The sequence below is a fragment of the Methyloversatilis discipulorum genome (genome assembly GCF_018780585.1).
GTDB classification, from domain to species: domain Bacteria; phylum Pseudomonadota; class Gammaproteobacteria; order Burkholderiales; family Rhodocyclaceae; genus Methyloversatilis; species Methyloversatilis discipulorum_B.
Genome location: NZ_JADMJL010000019.1, coordinates 180,880 through 198,556, shown reverse-complemented (window position 1 = coordinate 198,556; position 17,677 = coordinate 180,880). Strand labels below are relative to the sequence as shown.

At 65.2% G+C, this 17,677-nt stretch carries 13 protein-coding genes and 3 tRNA genes; 3 read left to right on the top strand and 13 right to left on the bottom strand.

Going from position 1 to position 17,677, the window contains the following annotated elements:
* Window positions 1–131: 131 nt before the first annotated feature.
* Complete coding sequence (locus IV112_RS10250) at window positions 132–782, bottom strand: response regulator (RefSeq protein WP_304003375.1); 651 nt, start codon at window positions 780–782, stop codon at window positions 132–134.
* Between IV112_RS10250 and IV112_RS10245 the strand changes: the two genes are divergently transcribed.
* A complete protein-coding gene (locus IV112_RS10245) occupies window positions 781–2,157 on the top strand; it encodes a sensor histidine kinase (RefSeq protein WP_304003373.1) in 1,377 nt (458 codons plus the stop codon). The genes IV112_RS10250 and IV112_RS10245 overlap by 2 nt on opposite strands.
* Window positions 2,158–2,262: 105 nt before the next feature.
* Here IV112_RS10245 and parC read toward each other — a convergent pair whose 3' ends face one another.
* On the bottom strand, window positions 2,263–4,515 hold the full coding sequence (parC, locus tag IV112_RS10240) for a DNA topoisomerase IV subunit A (protein WP_304003371.1): 2,253 nt from the start codon (window positions 4,513–4,515) through the stop codon (window positions 2,263–2,265).
* Between the two features lie 178 nt (window positions 4,516–4,693).
* Window positions 4,694–6,625: a DNA topoisomerase IV subunit B gene (locus IV112_RS10235; protein WP_304003370.1), complete on the bottom strand. Its 1,932-nt coding sequence runs from the start codon at window positions 6,623–6,625 to the stop codon at window positions 4,694–4,696.
* Window positions 6,626–6,788: 163 nt separating this feature from the next.
* Between IV112_RS10235 and IV112_RS10230 the strand changes: the two genes are divergently transcribed.
* Window positions 6,789–7,685: a recombination-associated protein RdgC gene (locus tag IV112_RS10230; RefSeq protein WP_304003368.1), complete on the top strand. Its 897-nt coding sequence runs from the start codon at window positions 6,789–6,791 to the stop codon at window positions 7,683–7,685.
* A gap of 158 nt (window positions 7,686–7,843) precedes the next feature.
* Complete coding sequence (bfr, locus tag IV112_RS10225; protein WP_020164860.1) at window positions 7,844–8,311, top strand: bacterioferritin; 468 nt, start codon at window positions 7,844–7,846, stop codon at window positions 8,309–8,311.
* A 144-nt stretch (window positions 8,312–8,455) separates the two neighbouring features.
* On the opposite strand, the gene IV112_RS10220 is transcribed toward bfr, so the two are convergent.
* The 10 genes from IV112_RS10220 to rimP all read right to left on the bottom strand — a co-directional run bounded on the left by IV112_RS10220 (window position 8,456) and on the right by rimP (window position 17,471).
* A tRNA-His gene (locus tag IV112_RS10220) sits at window positions 8,456–8,531 on the bottom strand.
* Between the two features lie 53 nt (window positions 8,532–8,584).
* Window positions 8,585–8,661 (bottom strand) — tRNA-Arg (locus IV112_RS10215).
* A 29-nt stretch (window positions 8,662–8,690) separates the two neighbouring features.
* Window positions 8,691–8,767 (bottom strand) — tRNA-Pro (locus tag IV112_RS10210).
* A 100-nt stretch (window positions 8,768–8,867) separates the two neighbouring features.
* The gene (pnp, locus tag IV112_RS10205; protein WP_304003402.1) at window positions 8,868–10,955 is read right to left on the bottom strand and encodes a polyribonucleotide nucleotidyltransferase; all 2,088 of its coding nucleotides are present in this window, start codon (window positions 10,953–10,955) and stop codon (window positions 8,868–8,870) included.
* A 162-nt stretch (window positions 10,956–11,117) separates the two neighbouring features.
* Window positions 11,118–11,387, bottom strand: a complete 270-nt coding sequence (gene rpsO / locus IV112_RS10200; RefSeq protein ID WP_020164862.1) for a 30S ribosomal protein S15 — start codon at window positions 11,385–11,387, stop codon at window positions 11,118–11,120.
* A gap of 67 nt (window positions 11,388–11,454) precedes the next feature.
* Entirely contained in the window at window positions 11,455–12,384 is a 930-nt protein-coding gene (gene truB, locus IV112_RS10195) for a tRNA pseudouridine(55) synthase TruB (RefSeq protein ID WP_304003365.1), read from the bottom strand.
* Window position 12,385: 1 nt separating this feature from the next.
* Window positions 12,386–12,757 carry a 30S ribosome-binding factor RbfA gene (rbfA, locus tag IV112_RS10190; protein ID WP_304003363.1) on the bottom strand — a complete coding sequence of 124 codons (372 nt, stop codon included), beginning with the start codon at window positions 12,755–12,757 and terminating at the stop codon, window positions 12,386–12,388.
* 18 nt (window positions 12,758–12,775) lie between these two features.
* Window positions 12,776–15,538 carry a translation initiation factor IF-2 gene (gene infB / locus IV112_RS10185; RefSeq protein WP_304003362.1) on the bottom strand — a complete coding sequence of 921 codons (2,763 nt, stop codon included), beginning with the start codon at window positions 15,536–15,538 and terminating at the stop codon, window positions 12,776–12,778.
* Window positions 15,539–15,549: 11 nt separating this feature from the next.
* Window positions 15,550–17,022 (bottom strand): transcription termination factor NusA, encoded by a 1,473-nt coding sequence (nusA, locus tag IV112_RS10180; protein ID WP_019918077.1) that lies wholly within the window; start codon window positions 17,020–17,022, stop codon window positions 15,550–15,552.
* On the bottom strand, window positions 17,019–17,471 hold the full coding sequence (rimP, locus tag IV112_RS10175; protein WP_304003401.1) for a ribosome maturation factor RimP: 453 nt from the start codon (window positions 17,469–17,471) through the stop codon (window positions 17,019–17,021). The genes nusA and rimP overlap by 4 nt, the downstream gene beginning before the upstream one ends.
* Between the last annotated feature and the right edge of the window lie 206 nt (window positions 17,472–17,677).

The following is a 17,677-nucleotide window of genomic DNA, read 5'->3' as shown; positions in this document are numbered from 1 at the left end:
GGAGGATGCGGAATGAGGAATGCCCCGGGTGCCCGGAAAATCCATACCGCATTGGAGCGCGCCCACCCGGCGGGGGTAAATACGCACAAGCGCGTAGCGCGCCGGCAATCAGCGGGCAGGCAGGGAATTGCTCACGCTTCGGGCAGCCGGTGTCGCACGGCCCAGGCCACCAGTTCGGCTGCATTGCGCAGTCCGAGCTTGCGCGCGATGTTTTCGCGGTGCTTGCGCACGGTGTGTTCCGAAATGCCCAGTTCGACGCCGATCTGCTTGCTCGACAGACCGCGCCCGACACGCCCGGCAATGTCCATTTCGCGCGAGGTCAGTCCCTCGTGCGCGGCGTCCATGCCGTGGCCGAACAGGGTCGCCAGTTCCGGGCTCACGTAATAGCCGCCCTCGGACACCGTCATCATTGCAGCGACCAGCGCGTCGGCGTCGTCCGTCTTCAGCATGTAGCCCTGGGCGCCGAAGGCCAGGGCGGCCTGGAAAGAGGCGGCGTCCTGGCGCGCGGTCACCACCAGCACCCGCGTCGCCAGACCCGCGGCGGCGATGGCCTGCATTACGCCAAGGCCGTCCAGACCGGGCAGGCCGAGATCGAGCAGCAGCACGTCGGGCGACAGATTGCGCACCAGCTCGAGCGCCCGCTCGCCGTCGCCGCAGTCGCCCAGCCAGCGCACGCGCGGTTCGGCCGACAGCATCAGACGCAAGCCCTGGCGCACCAGCGCGTGGTCTTCGGCAACGACGATGCTAATCTCGCGGGCGTCCATGACTGCGGAAACTACCATGACCGGAACATCCGCCACGCTCGACGACGCCACGTCGCCCGGCGATTCGGACGCCGTCCGGCGCGACCTGCTGGGCGTGCTCTTCGGTCACACGCCCACCATCGTCGCCGGCAATCTGGCGGTGTCGCTGACCGCGTCCGCGGTACTGGTCAGCGCCCAGGGTCATGGCATCGTCTGGCTCTGGCTGGCCGCGATCTGGCTGCTGGTCGGCCTGCGCTACGCGCTGGTGCGCCAGTCGCGGCCGCAGCTGCCCACGCTGCAGGGCGACGGCCTCGACCGCGCCGAGACGGCCTACACCGCCGTCGCCGGGCTCACCGGTCTGGCTTGGGGATTGCTGCCCTGGCTCGGCTACGAGGGGCGCGACCCTTTCATGGACTTCTTCAGCGTCGCCATGCTGGCCGGCATGGCCGGCGGCGCGGTCACCGCCACCACCGCCCTGCCGCGCGCGCTCAACCTCTACCTCGTGTGCGCGCTACTGCCCTTCATCGTCAAGTCGTGGCTGATGGGCGGGCTGATCAACATCGGCGGCGGCCTCACCTTCCTGTTCTACCTGCTGGTACTGGTGTCCTTCGGCCGCAACGCGCACGCAACGATGCGCAACGCGCTGATGCTGACGCGCCAGAATGCCCGGCTGGCCGACGATCTGCGACAGGAACGCGACGCCGTGCAGGCGGCGATGCGCGCCAAGAACCTCTTTCTGGCCGGCGTCACGCACGACCTGCGCCAGCCGGTCCATGCGGTCGGGCTGCATGTGCGCTACCTGCGCTCGCAGGACCCCACCGGTCTCAGCCGCGATGTGCTGGACGAAGTCTGCGGCGGCATGGACGCCGCGGTGCGTGCCATGAGCAGACAGCTCACGCGCTTGCTCGAACTGTCGCGCCTGGAAGCGGGCGAGGCCCGTGTGCTGCGGCGGGCAGTGCCACTGTCCGAGGTGTGGGCAGCCTGCGCCGCGCAGTTCGTGCCGTTGGCGCAGGAAAAGGGGCTGGACCTGCGCTTCCGTCCGACGGCGCGGGTGGTGGACAGCGACGCGATGATGCTGCAGTCCATTCTCGACAACCTGGTGTCGAACGCGGTGCGCTATACCGAGCGCGGCCGCGTCCTGGTCGCCGCCCGGCCACGCGGCAACGACGTCGAACTGCAGGTATGGGACACCGGGCCCGGAATCGCCGCCGAACATCTGCCGCTCATCTTCGTTCCCTACCGCCGCTTCGACGACCGCAGCGCCCGTCACGACGAAGGACAGGGCCTCGGACTGGCGCTGGCGCGCGGTCAAGCCGACGCACTCGGCCACGCACTCGAGGTGCGCTCACGCCCCGGTCACGGCAGCGCGTTCACCGTCACGGTGCCGCGTGCGGGGTCAGCGCCGCGCGGGTGACTGACGCCGCCAGCGATGCTGCATCTACAGAGCGCCCCCCTTCATCAACCGCTGCAATCGCGAGCAAGCTCGCTCCCACGGGAGCCTGCAGACGCTGCGTGCCGTTCAGCCTTCGAGCTTCCTGCCCTTGGTCGCCCGCACGCCGCGCCAGTTCATCAGCGACGCTTCGTCGATGTTCAGCGTTTTCGGCCGGCCGCGCGAGCCGGGTACGGTGAGCGCCAGACGTTCGCGGAACACGTCGAGCAGTTGTAGCAACTCGCCGTCGGGCAAGGTCATGATCTTGACGCCCTTGCCGCCCGACAGCTCCTTCATCTCCTCTAGCGGGAAGGCGAGCAGGCGGTCGCCGCCCAGCGCGACCACCCACTTGTCGCCCGGTCGCAGTTTCACCGGCGGCAGCGCAGTGCTGCCGTCGGTGTTGAGGAAGGCCTTGCCAGCGCGCTGGCGGCTCACCATGTCCTCGATCGCGCAGACGAAGCCGTAGCCACCGTCGGACGCCACCAGGAAACGGCTGCCCGGCTCGCCGGTCAGCACCGCCACCAGCTTCTTGCCGGCCAGATCGGCCAGCGAGGACACTGGCACGCCGTCGCCCTTGCCGCTGGGCAGATCAGTCGGCTTGATGGTGTAGCTGCGGCCGTCGCCGTCGATCAGCACGACCGGCCACACGGTGCGGCACTTCAGCACCGCGAGCGGACCGTCGCCGGCTTTCCAGGTCAGCGCGGCCTCGTCGACGTCATGGCCGGAGCGCAGCCGGCCGAAACCGCCGCGCGACACGATGACGGTGACCGCCTCGTCGATCTGCGGCACTTCGCGCGTGCGGGTCGCCTGCGCATCGGCATTGATCAGCGTGCGGCGCTCGTCGCCGAAACGCTCGACGTCGGCGCGCACTTCGTCGCGCACGAAGGTGCGCAGTGCGGCATCGCTGCCGAGGATGGTGAGCAGCCCGGTGCGCTCCGCATCCAGCGCATCGCGCTCGCCCTGCAGCTTGATGGCCTCCAGCTTCGCCAGCTGGCGCAGCCGGATTTCCAGTACGTCCTCGGCCTGACGCTCGGTGATGCCGAAGCCGGCCATGAGATCGGCCTTCGGATCGTCGGCGGCGCGGATGATGGCGATCGCGCGGTCGATGTCGAGCAGGATGGCCAGCCGGCCATCGAGGATGTGCATGCGCTCGTCGATGTCGGCAATGCGCTGCGTGAGCCGTCGCGACACCGCCGCGAGGCGGTAGTCACACCACTGACGCAGCACCGCCGGCAGGCCGATCTGACCCGGGCGGCGGTGGGTGTCGAGCAGCGTCAGGTTCAGGCTCGCGTTGCACTCGAGGTCGGTATAGGCGAACAGGAAGGCCAGCAGGTCTTCCTGGCTCACCGCGCGCGACTTCGGCTCGATCACCAGGCGCACCGGATGGCGCGCGTCCGATTCGTCGCGCACCGAATCGATCAGCGAGGTGGCCAGCGTCTTGGTGCGCGCCTGGTCGTCGCTGATCTTCTTCTTGTCGCCCTTGGGCTTGGGATTGGCGAGGTCGTCGATGCGGCTCATCACGGCACCGGTACTCACGCCGGGCGGCAGTGCGGTGACCACGATCTGCCACTGGCCGCGCGCCAGCGCCTCGACCTCGTAATTGGCCCGCATGCGGAATGAGCCGCGCCCTTCCTTGTAGGCCGCGACGATGCTCTCGCGCGACGAAATGAGCGTGGCGCCGTTCGGGAAGTCCGGCCCCTGGAAGCAGTCGATCACGTCGTCGTCCGGCATGCGCGGATCGATCAGCAGCTTGCAGGTGGCGTCGCCGATCTCGCGCAGGTTGTGCGGCGGGATTTCGCAGGCCATGCCGACCGCGATGCCGGAGGCGCCATTGGCCAGTACCACCGGCAGCCTTGCCGGCAGCAGCGATGGCTCCTGCTGCGTGCCGTCGTAGTTCGGCTGGAACTCGATCACGCCGGCGTTCAGTTCGGACAGCAGCACGTGCCGCGCGAAGGGGGTCAGCCGGCATTCGGTGTAACGCATGGCCGCCGCGTTGTCGCCGTCCATCGAGCCGAAATTGCCCTGACCGTCGATCAGCGGATAGCGCAGCGTGAAGGGCTGGGCCAGTCGCACCATGGCTTCGTACACCGACGAATCGCCGTGCGGGTGGTACTTGCCGATCACGTCGCCGACCACGCGTGCGGATTTCTTGTGCGCGGCATCCGGCCGGGCAAAACCGTCCATCGCGTAAAGGATGCGACGCTGCACCGGCTTCATGCCGTCTTCCAGCCCCGGCAGCGCGCGCGAGGTCACCACCGACATCGCATAGGTCAGATAGGCCTGCGCCGCGTGCGCATCGACCGGAATGTCGGCGATGTCGGGTTCGAACAGGTTGTCAGTCAACGGAGTGCTCCGGGGGTTTCGTTGTTTGTGGTGGTGCGGAGGGGCTAGGGGTCAGAGACCAGGGGCTGGGGATGAGGGGCTAGAGACTAGGGAAGAGGTGTGGCTTCGCCACACGGGATGAACGCAACACCGCGCGGCGCTCCAGCCCCTCGCCCCTAGTCCCTAGCCCCTGCCCTCCTCACGCATCCGGCACGACCTTGTCGCCTTCCAGTTCCATCCAGCGGCGGCGGCGTTCGGCTTCTTTCTTGCCCATCAGCATGGTGAAGGTGTTCAGCACCAGATCGGGGTCGGCACCCTGGGTGATGCGGATGAGCCGCCGCGTTTCCGGGTTCATCGCGGTTTCCTTCAGCTCGTCCGGGTTCATTTCGCCCAGGCCCTTGAAGCGGCTCACCGTCAGCGCGCTCTCACTGATGCCGTCGGCGATCAGGTTGGCCAGTATGGTGTCGCGCTCGGCCTCGTCCAGTGCGTAAAGGCGGCGCGCCGGTCGCGTCTTGGTCGGCGCGATCTTCACGCAGTAAAGCGGCGGTTGACCGATGAACACGTGGCCACGCTCGATCAGCTTCGGGAAGTGACGCAGGAAGAGCGTGAGCTGCAGCGTCTGGATGTGCGCACCATCGACGTCGGCGTCCGACAGGATGATGATCTTGTGGTAGCGCAGGCCGTCCAGCACCGCGCCCGGCGCATCCGGTTTGTGCGGGTCTATGCCCAGCGCCACCGCGATGTCGTGCACTTCGTTGTTGGCGAAGATTTCCGACGAGTCGATTTCGAAGGTGTTCAGCACCTTGCCGCGCAGCGGCAGTACCGCCTGGAACTGCCGGTCGCGCGCCTGCTTGGCGCTGCCGCCGGCCGAGTCGCCCTCGACCAGGAAAATCTCGTTCTGCTCCGGCGAGGTGCCGGTGGCGTCGGTGAGCTTGCCCGGCAGCAGCGTGACGCCGGAGCCGGCGCGCTTCTCCACCACCTTGCCGGCGCGCGCGCGCGTCTGCGCGCTCTTGATCGCCAGGCCAGCGATGCGCTGCGCTTCGGTTGCGTGATCATTGAGCCAGCGGTCCAGCGTGTCCTTGATCGCCTCGTACACCAGCTTCACCGCCTCTCGGTTGTTCAGCTTGTCCTTGGTCTGACCCTGGAAGCGCGGCTCAAGCACCTTGGCGCTGAGCACATAGCTCGCATGCTGCGACACGTCTTCAGACTGCAGCGCGAGCTTGGCCGGCATCAGGCCGTGGTGGGTGGCGTAGTCCTTCACCGATTCGAACAGCGCCTGCCGCATGCCCGATTCGTGCATGCCGCCGCCCGGCGTCGGAATAAGGTTCACGAAGGATTCGCGCACCGACACGCCTTCCGGGAAGGCGATCGCCCATTCGGCGCCCTCGCCTTCGTCGTAACCGGCGATGGCCGTACGCGCACCGCAGAACAGCTCGCATTTGGCGTCGCCGATCTCCTCGCGCAGATAGCCTTCGAGACCGTTGGCGTACTGCCACTCCTGCACGGCACCGCTCTCCTCGTCCTCGAAGCGGATGCGCACGCCGGGCAGCATGGCGCTGCGCGCGCGCAGCAGATGCTCGATGTCAGCACGCTTCACCTTCGAACTGGCGAAGTACTTCGGGTCCGGCCAGGCGCGCACGCGGGTACCCGTGTGCGACTTCGGGCAGCTGCCGACCTCGGTCAGCCCCTGCGAAATGCCGTGATCGAAGGTGATCGAATGCTCCTTGCCGCCGCGCTTGACCGTCGCCTCCAGTCGCGTCGACAGCGCATTGGTCACCGTCACCCCTACGCCGTGCAGGCCGCCTGCGATCTTGTAGGCCTTGCCCTCGAACTTGCCGCCCGAGTGCGGGATGGTAAAGATGACCTCGATCGCCGGCACCTTCTTGGTCGGGTGGATATCGACCGGAATGCCACGACCGTTGTCCTCGACCGACACCGAGCCGTCGCCGTGCATCACGACGCGGATGCCGTCGGCGAAGCCGCCCTGCGCCTCGTCGCAGGCGTTGTCGATCATTTCCTGGATGATGTGGTTCGGACTTTCGGTCCGGGTGTACATGTCCGGCCGCTTCTGGATCGGCGCGATGCCCTCGAGCACCTGGATTTCAGCGGCGTTGTAGCTGGGAGTCGTCATCGGAGTGAATCAGCGGAACGGGAGCGCGGCACGCGCCGCGCGGAAGGCCGCTAGTGTGCACGGAGAGGGCCGCGGCCGTCGATATTGACATGCACCCGCCGACGCGGCAGCGCCTGCCGCCCTGAGCCACTCATATACACTGCGTCCCTTTTTGCCCGACGCCATGTGGTTCAAGAACCTGCAGATCTACCGTCTCACCGCCCCCTTCGCACTCGCCCCTGAGCAACTCGACGAAAAGCTCGCAGCCAAGGCTTTCCAGCCGGGCAGCAGCGTGGAAATGCAGCGCATGGGCTGGATGTCGCCGCGCGACAACGGCACGCTGGTGCACGCGGTCGGCGGCCAGATGCTGATCACGCTGCGCACCGAAAAGAAGCTGCTGCCGGCCACCGTCATCAATCAGGTGGCCAAGGCCCGTGCCCAGGAAATCGAGGAAAAGCAGGGCTACAAGCCCGGCCGCAAGGAAATGCGCGAACTGAAGGACAGCGTGACCAACGAACTGCTGCCGCGCGCCTTCGCCATCTGGCGCGACACCCAGGTGTGGATCGATCCCGTCAAGGGCCGCATCGTCGTCGACGCGGCCGCCAGCGCCAAGGGCGACGAGGTGATGCAGCTGCTGAACGAGTGCGTCGAACAACTGGGGGCCCGCCCGCTGCAGACCGCACTGTCACCGGTGTCGGCGATGACCTCGTGGCTGGCCGCCGACGAAGCGCCTGCCGGCTTCAGCATCGACCAGGACACCGAACTGCGCTCCAGCACCCAATCCAAGGCCACCGTGCGTTATGTGCGTCACGCGCTCGAAGCGGACGACCTGCGCCGTCACATCGAAGCCGGCAAGCAGTGCACCCGTCTAGCGCTGAGCTGGATGGACCGTGTTTCATTCACGCTGACCGAGAACCTCGCGGTAAAACGGGTCACGCCGCTGGACGTGCTGACCGAGAACGACGACGGCAGCGGCGACGAAGCGGAGCGTTTCGACACCGATTTCGCGCTGATGACCGGCGAAGTCAGCCGCCTGATCGATCACCTCGAAGAAGCGCTGGGCGGCGTCGCGTCGAACTGAGTGCACCGCCGCGAAGCACGACCGACATGGCGACTGCGAATGGAAACGGTTTGCGCCACGATTTCGCCGGTTGCCATCAAACCCAGCACAGAAGCCAGAATGGGCGCATCATCGAACAATCTTCGTATGCGCCGGACATCCGGGAAGTGAGATAAGCCATGCAAGGAAAGCAGGTCATCCTCGACGCGCTGAACGCGCTCTTGGTCTACGAACTGGCGGCACGCGACCAGTACTTCATTCATTCGCGCATGCTCGACGAGTGGGGCTTCGGTAAGGCCGCCGCGCGTATCGCGCATGAAATGGATGACGAGACCGGCCACGCCGACGCGCTGATACGCCGCATCCTGATGCTGAGCGGTACGCCCGACATGAAGCCCGCCCCGCTGAACGTCGGACACGACGTCGTCAGCATTTTCGAGAACGATCTGGCGGTCGAGATCTCCGTCGTGAAGCACCTGCGCGAAGTGATGGCGCTGACCGAGAAGGAGCAGGACTACGTCACCCGCGATCTGCTGCTGCCGATGCTGAAGGACACCGAAGAGGACCACGCGCACTGGCTGGAACAGCAGTTGCGCCTGATCAAGCTGATGGGTGAACAGAACTACCTGCAGAGCGCTGCGGGCTGAACGCCGACGGCGGCGATGGCCGGGGAGTGCGCTCCGCCATCGCCGCACGATGCGATGCCTCCGCACATGCCATGACGACGAGCGCCTCGCGCGCGGCGAATGCCGGCGCGAAGGACTCGCACAATCAACAACAGGGGAATTTGGTGGGGTGGCTGATGGGACTCGAACCCACGACAACTGGAATCACAATCCAGGACTCTACCAACTGAGCTACAGCCACCACTGGGACGACTGCCAAACGGCAACCGCTTTGAAACTCTCTCAGGCCTTTGCTGGCCTGCCCGGCAGGAATCGAACCCGCAACCTACGGCTTAGAAGGCCGTTGCTCTATCCAGTTGAGCTACGGGCAGGTACTAAGAACGGTGTTGCGGACCGATTATGGTCGGGGTGGAGGGATTCGAACCCCCGACATCTTGCTCCCAAAGCAAGCGCGCTACCGGGCTGCGCTACACCCCGAGAGGCCGAGATATTACCGGCCGACCGGGGTGCGGTCAATGCCTGCAGAGCGTTTCAGCGAAATATCTTCAAAGAAATTCGCCGGACGCCCCGCAGTACATCAGCCCTGCTCGCCGTTTGCCTCCGGCGCAGCCAGCAGTGCCTTCATCGACAGGCGGATGCGGCCCTTCTCGTCGGTCTCGAGCACCTTCACCTTCACCTGCTGACCTTCCTTCAGGTGATCGGCAACGTTGGCGATGCGCTCGTTGGCGATCTGCGAAATGTGCAGCAGACCATCCTTGCCCGGCAGCACGCTGACGATGGCACCGAAGTCCAGCAGACGCAGCACCGTGCCGTCATAGACCTTGCCCACTTCCACTTCGGCCGTGATGGCCTCGATGCGGCGCTTGGCGTGCTCGGCCGCTTCCGAATTCACCGATGCGATGGTGATGGTGCCGTCGTCGCCGATGTCGATCGTTGCACCGGTCTCTTCGGTCAGCGCGCGGATCACTGCACCACCTTTGCCGATCACGTCGCGGATCTTTTCCGGATTGATCTTCATCGTCAACAGGCGCGGTGCGTAGGTCGACACGCCCTCACGGGCGCCCGACATCGACTGCTGCATGATGCCGAGAATGTGCTTGCGCGCTTCGTGGGCCTGGGCCAGCGCAACCTGCATGATTTCCTTGGTGATGCCCTGGATCTTGATGTCCATCTGCAGCGCGGTGATGCCGCTGTCGGTACCGGCCACCTTGAAGTCCATGTCGCCGAGGTGATCTTCGTCGCCGAGGATGTCGGTCAGCACGGCAAAACGGTTGCCGTCCTTGATCAGGCCCATCGCGATGCCGGCGACATGAGCCTTCAGCGGCACGCCGGCGTCCATCAGTGCGAGCGAACCGCCGCACACCGAAGCCATCGACGACGAACCGTTCGATTCGGTAATTTCCGACACCACGCGCATCGAGTAGCTGAACTCTTCCGGCGACGGCAGCACGGCGAGCAGCGCGCGCTTGGCCAGACGGCCGTGGCCGATCTCGCGACGCTTCGGTGCGCCGAAACGGCCGGTTTCGCCGGTGGCGAACGGCGGCATGTTGTAGTGAAGCATGAAGCGGTCGCGGTACTCGCCGCCCAGCGCGTCGATGATCTGCTCGTCACGACCCGTGCCCAGCGTGGCGATGACCAGCGCCTGCGTTTCGCCGCGCGTGAACAGCGCCGAACCGTGGGTGCGCGGCATCACGCTGTTGCGGATGGCGATCGGACGCACGGTGCGCGTGTCGCGACCGTCGATGCGCGGCTCGCCGTTCAGGATGCGGCTGCGCACGATGCGCGCTTCCATGTCGAAGAAGTAGTTCTTGATCGTGTTCACGTCCGGCGCCGTCGCAGCGTCGGCAGTCAGAGCGGCGATCACTTCGTCGCGCAGGGCGTTCACGCTCTGGCTGCGCACCTGCTTCTGGGTGATGCGGTAGGCATCCTGCAGCTTGGCTTCGGCCAGCTCGGAAATGCGGTTCCACAGCGCTTCGTCGCGGGCCGGCGCCTGCCAGTCCCACTCCGGCTTGCCGGCGACTTCGACCAGTTCATTGATCGCATTGATCGCGGCCTGCATCTGCTCGTGGCCATAGACCACAGCGCCCAGCATGACTTCTTCCGACAGCTCCATCGCTTCCGACTCGACCATCAGCACGGCTGCTTCGGTGCCGGCGACGACCAGATTCAGCTTGCTGTCCTTCAGCTGCGAGGCAGTCGGGTTCACGATGTACTGACCGTCGATATAGCCCACGCGAGCGGCGCCGATCGGACCGCTGAACGGGATGCCGGAGATCGCCAGTGCGGCGGATGCACCGATCATGGCCGGGATGTCGGCATCGACTTCCGGATTCAGCGACAGCACCTGAACGATGACTTGGACTTCGTTGTAGAAGCCTTCGGGAAACAGCGGGCGGATCGGGCGATCGATCAGGCGCGAGGTCAGCGTTTCCTTCTCGGTCGGGCGGCCTTCGCGCTTGAAGAAACCACCGGGGATACGGCCGGCGGCATAGAACTTTTCTGCGTAATCAACGGTGAGCGGGAAGAAATCCTGGCCGGCCTTTGCCGACTTCTGGGCCACGACGGTCGCCAGCACGACGGTTTCTTCGACGTTTACGATGACGGCGCCGCTCGATTGACGCGCGATCTCGCCGGTTTCCAGCACCACTTTCTGGGTGCCGAACATGAATTCCTTGCGGGTAGCGTTAAGCAAGTCGATTCCTTTCGATTCGATAAGTGACGGGCATCGTCCGCCCGCCAGAAAAAACAAACCGGCGGAGCCGCCAAGGACTCACGCCGGTATGTGGTGTCAAGCCTCAGGAGGCCTGGACATTGCCTGCGGATGCAATTACTTGCGCAGACCGAGGCGACCGATCAGCGAACGATAGCTGTCGGCGTTGGTGCGCTTCAGGTAGTCGAGCAGCTTGCGACGCTGGCTCACCATCTTGAGCAGACCACGACGCGAGTGGTGGTCCTTGACGTGTTCCTTGAAGTGACCGGTCAGGTCGTTGATGCGTGCGGTCAGCAGGGCGACTTGAACTTCGGGCGACCCCGTATCGCCGGCCGCGCGCTGGAAGTCGGCCACGATGCGGGCTTTGTCGGCGGAAACGATAGCCATTGATCTAAACTCTCTCGTTTGGAAAACCCAAAATTATACGCCACAGTTGCGCAATCTCAAGCCCATTTCAAGGCTTTTGCGCACTTTCCTGTGGCAACAGACGCTTCACCCGCAAGCGGGCGCCGCGTACAACGACCAGACCGAGAAAAACCGGTCCGGCATAGGCGCGCAACACGCCTTCTTCTTGCAACGCAATGTCCGTGTCGACCGCTGAAAGCGGCACCGACTGACCGTTGATCAGGCGCTGCGCATCCGCGTCGGCAATCCGGCAGAGCGGCATGTCCTGCAACAGGATGTCGGCGGGATACAACAGCGACGCGCGCGCGTCCTCGTCGAGCGCGGCGATCTGCTCAAGCGTCACCGCACGATCGAGCCGCAGGGGCCCGGTGCGCGTGCGGCGCAGTCCGGTCAGATGCGCACCACAGCCCAGCATCGCACCGATGTCTTCGGCCAGCATACGGATGTAGGTACCTTTGCTGCACAGCACGCGCATCGAGAATGACGGCAGCGCGACATCCAGCAGTTCGATCTCGTGTATGCGTACATGGCGCACCGCCCGCTCGATGGTCTCGCCTGCGCGGGCGTATTCGTAGAGCGGCTTGCCGGCGTGCTTGAGCGCAGAGTGCATCGGCGGAATCTGCTCGATGTCGCCGGTATGCGCATCGACGGCGCGGCGCAGCGCAGCTTCGTCGATCTCGACTGTGCGGGTTTCGAGTACCTCGCCTTCGGCGTCCCCGGTCGTCGTCCGCACACCGAGCCGTACCTGGGCGACATACTCCTTGTCGGCATCCAGCATCAGCCCGGCAAAGCGGGTCGCCTCGCCGAAGCAGACCGGCAGCAGACCACTGGCCAGCGGATCGAGCGTACCGGTGTGCCCGGCACGGGCGGCCTGAAACAGACGACGCGCCTTCTGCAGCGCGTCGTTTGAACTGAGACCTATGGGTTTGTCGAGCAACAGCACACCGTTGATCGCCTTCCAGCGCGAGCGTGGCTGCAACTCAATCCTCGCCGGTGGAGGGGCCGGAATGCAGGGCCTTGTCGATCAGGCGAGACAGCTGGTCGGCACGTTCCATCGTCTGATCATGCACGAAGTGCAGCTGCGGCGTGGTGTGTATGCGCACGCGGCGACCGATCTCCCGGCGCAGGAAGCCGGACGCGCGCACAAGACCTTCGTGTATCAGCTTCTGCGCATCGCCTTCGGCCAGCGTGCTGTAGTAGATCTTGGCGTGCGCATAGTCCGGCGTCAGTTCAACCGCGGTCAGCGACACCATGCCGACGCGCGGGTCCTTCAGTTCGGTCGCGATCAGCTGAGCCAGTTCTCGGCGGATCGCTTCCGACACTCGGTCACTGCGTGCATAACGTTCGGCCATTGCGTGTGGGCGTCAGGCTCAGGCGAGCTTGCGCGCGATTTCCTGGATTTCGAAGACCTCGAGCTGGTCGCCTTCTTCGATCTCGTTGTAACCGCGCAGCGACAAGCCGCACTCGTAACCTTCCTTGACTTCCTTGACGTCGTCCTTGAAGCGCTTGAGCGAATCGAGCTCGCCGGTCCACACCACCACGTTGTTGCGCAGCAGGCGGGCGCTGGCGCCACGCTTGACCAGACCCGAAAGCACCATACAACCGGCAATCGTGCCGATCTTGGTACCGCGGAACACCTGGCGGATTTCCACCGTACCGAGCACGTGTTCGCGCTTCTCCGGCGCCAGCATGCCCGACAGCGCAGCCTTCACCTCATCGACCGCTTCGTAGATGATGGTGTAGTAACGCAGATCGACACCGAAGTTCTCGGCCAGCTTGCGCGCACCGACATCGGCGCGGACGTTGAAGCCGATGATGACGCCCTTGGAAGCCTGCGCCAGGTTCACGTCGGTTTCCGAGATCGCACCAACCGCGGCGTGAATCACCTGCACGCGCACTTCGTCGGTGGACAGCTTCATCAGCGACTGCACCAGCGCTTCCTGCGAACCCTGAACGTCAGCCTTGATGATGAGCGGCAGCACGCGGACTTCGCCCTCGCCCATCTGCTCGAACATCGATTCCAGCTTGGCGGCCTGTTGCTTCGCCAGCTTCACGTCGCGGAACTTACCCTGACGGAACAGTGCAATTTCACGCGCCTTGCGTTCGTCGGCCAGCACCATCGCCTCGTCACCGGCGGCGGGCACGTCGGACAGACCCTGGATTTCCACCGGGATCGACGGACCCGCTTCGCTGATCGCCTTGCCGGACTCGTCCAGCATGGCGCGCACACGGCCGAATACCTGACCGCACAGCAGGATGTCGCCGCGCTTCAGCGTACCGGACTGCACCAGCACCGACGCGACCGGACCCTTGCCCTTGTCGAGACGCGCTTCGATGACCAGACCGCGCGCCGGCGCATCCTTCGGCGCCTTCAGCTCCAGCACCTCGGCCTGCAGCAGCACGTTCTCGAGCAGTTCGTCGATGCCCGTACCCTTCTTCGCCGACACCGGGATGAAGGGCGAGTCACCACCGTATTCTTCCGGCACCACACCTTCGGCCACCAGTTCCTGCTTCACGCGGTCCGGGTTGGCTTCCGGCTTGTCGATCTTGTTGATCGCGACAACCATCGGCACGCCGGCGGCCTTTGCATGATGGATGGCTTCGCGCGTCTGCGGCATCACGCCGTCGTCGGCGGCCACCACCAGGATGACCAGGTCGGTCGCCTTCGCACCGCGGGCACGCATCGCCGTGAAGGCCTCGTGGCCCGGGGTGTCGAGGAAGGTGATCATGCCGCGCGGCGTATCGACGTGATAGGCGCCGATGTGCTGCGTAATGCCGCCAGCTTCGCCGGCCGCCACACGGGCACGGCGGATGTAGTCGAGCAGCGAGGTCTTGCCGTGATCGACGTGACCCATGACGGTGACGACCGGTGCGCGCGGCAGCAGTTCGACATCCTTGTGCTCTTCGTCGGCTTCGCCGAGGAAGGCTTCCGGATCGTCCAGCTTGGCCGGCTTGGCGACGTGGCCCATTTCCTCGACCAGGATCATTGCGGTTTCCTGGTCCAGCACCTGGTTGATCGTGACCATCTGACCGAGCTTCATCAGCACCTTGATCAGTTCAGTCGCCTTGATCGCCATCTTGTGGGCGAGGTCGGCGACGGAAATCGTTTCCGGCACCAGCACTTCGCGCACGACGGCCTCGATCGGCGCCTGCTGCTGGCCCTGATCGTGGTCGCGATGGTTGCGGCCCTTCGGGCCACCACGCCAGCCGCCGGTACCGGCGTCGCCGCGCGTCTTGATCTGACGGCGCTTGGCGGCGTCGTCCTTCCAGTTCGAACCCGGCTTGGCCTTGGCTGCAGCGGGCGCAGCGGGCTTGCTCTTGGCTGCCTTGTCGTCCGGCTTGGCCGGTTTGTGCAGCGTTCCGGCAGGCGCCTTCGCGGCCGCAGCCTTCGCCTCTTCCTCCGCTTTGGCCTTCGCTTCGGCTTCGGCTTGCGCGCGCACCAGACGGGCTTCCGTCTCCTGGCGCATGCGGATTTCGCGTTCCTGCTTCTCCTTGAGCTCACGCGCCTGATGGGCGAGCAGTTCGGAGTGGCGCTTGGCTTCGCGTTCGCGCGCGGTCAGCGGACGCGGCTCGGTCGGCGCAGCGGCCTCGGCCACGGCTTCCGGGGCGCTTTCGGCCACCGGCTCGGGCGTCTCAACCGGCGCGGGTTCGGGTTCGGGCTCAGGTTCCGGCTCGGGTTCGGGCTCAGGTTCCGGCGCCACTTCGAGCACCGGTTCCGGCACCACCGGCGTCGGCTCGGGCTCGGGGACAAAAGTCGCCTCCTCCGCCACGACGTCTGCCGCGACCTCTTCGGTCGCCGCTGCCTGCGCAGCTTCTTCAGCCAGCAGTTCGGCCGGATCGCGCTTGACCAGCACGCGCTTCTTGCGCACTTCGACCTGTACGGTACGCGCCTGACCGGACGAATTGGTCGCCTTGATCTCGGTGGTCTGACGACGGGTCAGCGTGATCTTGGTCTTTCCCGCCGTATCGCCGTGCTGACGCCGCAAGTAGTCGAGCAGGCGCGTCTTGTCCTGCTCGGTCAGCGAATCGCCTTCGCTCTTCTTGTCCACACCGGCCTGCTTCAGCTGCTCAAGCAGCGCGGCCGCGGGGATTTTCAGCTCGGTCGCAAACTGGGAAACACTCATCAACGCCATACCATCCTCAATTATTCAAACCAGTGCGCGCGCGCAGTGGTGATCAGCGATGTCGCGCGCGCAGCATCGATGCCGGCGATCTCGACCAGTTCATCAACAGCGAGATCAGCCAGATCATCGCGCGTGCGCACATTGGCACGCGCCAGCTGCGCCGCCAGCTGCTTGTCCATGCCGTCCAGCGCCAGCAGGGCATCATCGACCTGCTCCAGCTGCTCTTCGTCGACGATGGCTTCGGTCAGCAGCACGTTACGTGCGCGGGTACGCAGTTCGTTCACCGTATCTTCGTCGAACGCCTCGATCTCGAGCATTTCGGCCAGCGGCACGTAAGCCACTTCCTCCAGCGTCGAGAAGCCTTCCTCGATCAGGATGTCCGCCACTTCCTCATCCACGTCCAGCTTGGCCATGAACAGCAGGCGGATGGCGGCGTTCTCGGCGTCGGACTTGGCGGCCGACTGCTCGACCGTCATCAGGTTGATCTTCCAGCCGGTCAGCTCGGACGCGAGGCGCACGTTCTGGCCGCTGCGACCGATGGCAATCGCGAGGTTGTCTTCGCTGACCACCACGTCCATGCTGTGTGCGTCCTCATCCACCACGATGGAGGCGACTTCGGCCGGCGCCAGCGCGCCGATGACGAACTGCGCCGGATCAGGCGACCACAGGATGATGTCGACGCGCTCGCCGCCCAGTTCGTTGGTCACCGCCTGCACGCGCGAACCACGCATGCCGATGCAGGTGCCTTGCGGATCGACGCGCGGATCGTTCGACTTGACAGCGATCTTGGCGCGGATGCCCGGGTCACGGGCGGCGCCCTTGATCTCGATGAGGCCGTCTTCGATCTCCGGCACTTCGAGCTCGAACAGCTTCATGATGAACTCGGGCGCGGTACGCGACAGGATGATCTGCGGGCCACGCGCCTGCCGATCGACACGCAGCAGCACTGCCTTGACGCGGTCGCCGACACGCAGGTTCTCGCGGGCAATGATGTGTTCGCGCGGCAGCAGCGCCTCCAGGCGGCCCACTTCGACGATGGCATTGCCGCGCTCGATGCGCTTGATGGTGCCGGTGACCAGATGGTCCTTGCGCTCAAGGAAGTCGTTCAGGATCTGTTCGCGCTCGGCATCACGGATGCGCTGCAGGATGACCTGCTTGGCGGCCTGCGCACCGATGCGGCCGAAATCGACCGGCTCCAGGGCTTCTTCGATGTAGTCGTCGACCTGGATGTCGGCGATCTGCTCGCGGGCGTCGATCAGGCCGATCTCGGCCTCGTCGTTCTCGACCAGTTCGTCCGGCAGCACGTGCCAGCGACGGAAGGCTTCGTACTCGCCGGTTTCGCGGTCGATCGACACGCGCACGTCGGCGTCGTCATGGGTGCGCTTCTTGGTGGCCGAAGCCAGTGCGGTTTCGAGAGCGCCGAAAACCACTTCGCGGGACACATTCTTTTCGCGTGCCAGTGCATCGACCAGCAACAGAATCTCGCGACTCATCGTTTCAACTCCTGCTTGCGTTCAAAGTCCGGCACCAGGCGGGCACGTTCGATCTGCGACAGTTCGAACTCGTGGGCTTCGCCCTTGATCTCGAGGGTGAGCCGGTCGTTGGCCACGCCGGCCAGTCGACCGGTGAAATTGCGTTGATTGCCCACCGGCACGCGCAGGCGCAGCTGCGCCTCCTGCCCGGTGAAGCGAACGAAGTCGGCGGTCTTGCGCAGCGGGCGATCAAGCCCCGGGGAGGACACTTCAAGACGGTCGTAATCGACGTTTTCGACCATGAAAAGGCGGGTCAGGTGATTGCTCACCGTCACGCAGTCATCCACCATGATGCCCTTGTCGGTGTCAATGAAGACACGCAGCAGACGGCCTCTTGGCGAGGTTTCAAGATCGACGAATTCGTAGCCGAGCCCAGTTACCGCCTGCTCGATCAGTTCCGCAACACTCATCCCAGCAACACACTTCCGGATGTACAAATAAAAAATGGGCTGACCGCCCATCGAAAAACGCCGGCCGGGCCAGCGCAACAAGCCGAGGAGTGTAACAGAGGCCATCCATCCCCTCAAGCTGCAAGGATGGACGGCCCCGCCCAACGGTGGTATGTCGTCAGGCCTCTCCGCCGCCTGTCGCAGGCTTGGCCGACGAGCGGCGACGG

Bases quoted from the DNA above. Each gene is read 5' to 3' on its own strand.
- IV112_RS10245 (WP_304003373.1), top strand. From the start codon at position 781: ATGACCGGAACATCCGCCACGCTCGACGACGCCACGTCGCCCGGCGAT.
- IV112_RS10250 (WP_304003375.1), bottom strand. From the start codon at position 782: ATGGTAGTTTCCGCAGTCATGGACGCCCGCGAGATTAGCATCGTCGTT.
- IV112_RS10235 (WP_304003370.1), bottom strand. From the start codon at position 6,625: ATGACGACTCCCAGCTACAACGCCGCTGAAATCCAGGTGCTCGAGGGC.
- IV112_RS10230 (WP_304003368.1), top strand. From the start codon at position 6,789: ATGTGGTTCAAGAACCTGCAGATCTACCGTCTCACCGCCCCCTTCGCA.
- bfr (WP_020164860.1), top strand. From the start codon at position 7,844: ATGCAAGGAAAGCAGGTCATCCTCGACGCGCTGAACGCGCTCTTGGTC.
- pnp (WP_304003402.1), bottom strand. From the start codon at position 10,955: ATGTTCGGCACCCAGAAAGTGGTGCTGGAAACCGGCGAGATCGCGCGT.
- rpsO (WP_020164862.1), bottom strand. From the start codon at position 11,387: ATGGCTATCGTTTCCGCCGACAAAGCCCGCATCGTGGCCGACTTCCAG.
- rbfA (WP_304003363.1), bottom strand. From the start codon at position 12,757: ATGGCCGAACGTTATGCACGCAGTGACCGAGTGTCGGAAGCGATCCGC.
- infB (WP_304003362.1), bottom strand. From the start codon at position 15,538: ATGGCGTTGATGAGTGTTTCCCAGTTTGCGACCGAGCTGAAAATCCCC.
- nusA (WP_019918077.1), bottom strand. From the start codon at position 17,022: ATGAGTCGCGAGATTCTGTTGCTGGTCGATGCACTGGCACGCGAAAAG.
- rimP (WP_304003401.1), bottom strand. From the start codon at position 17,471: ATGAGTGTTGCGGAACTGATCGAGCAGGCGGTAACTGGGCTCGGCTAC.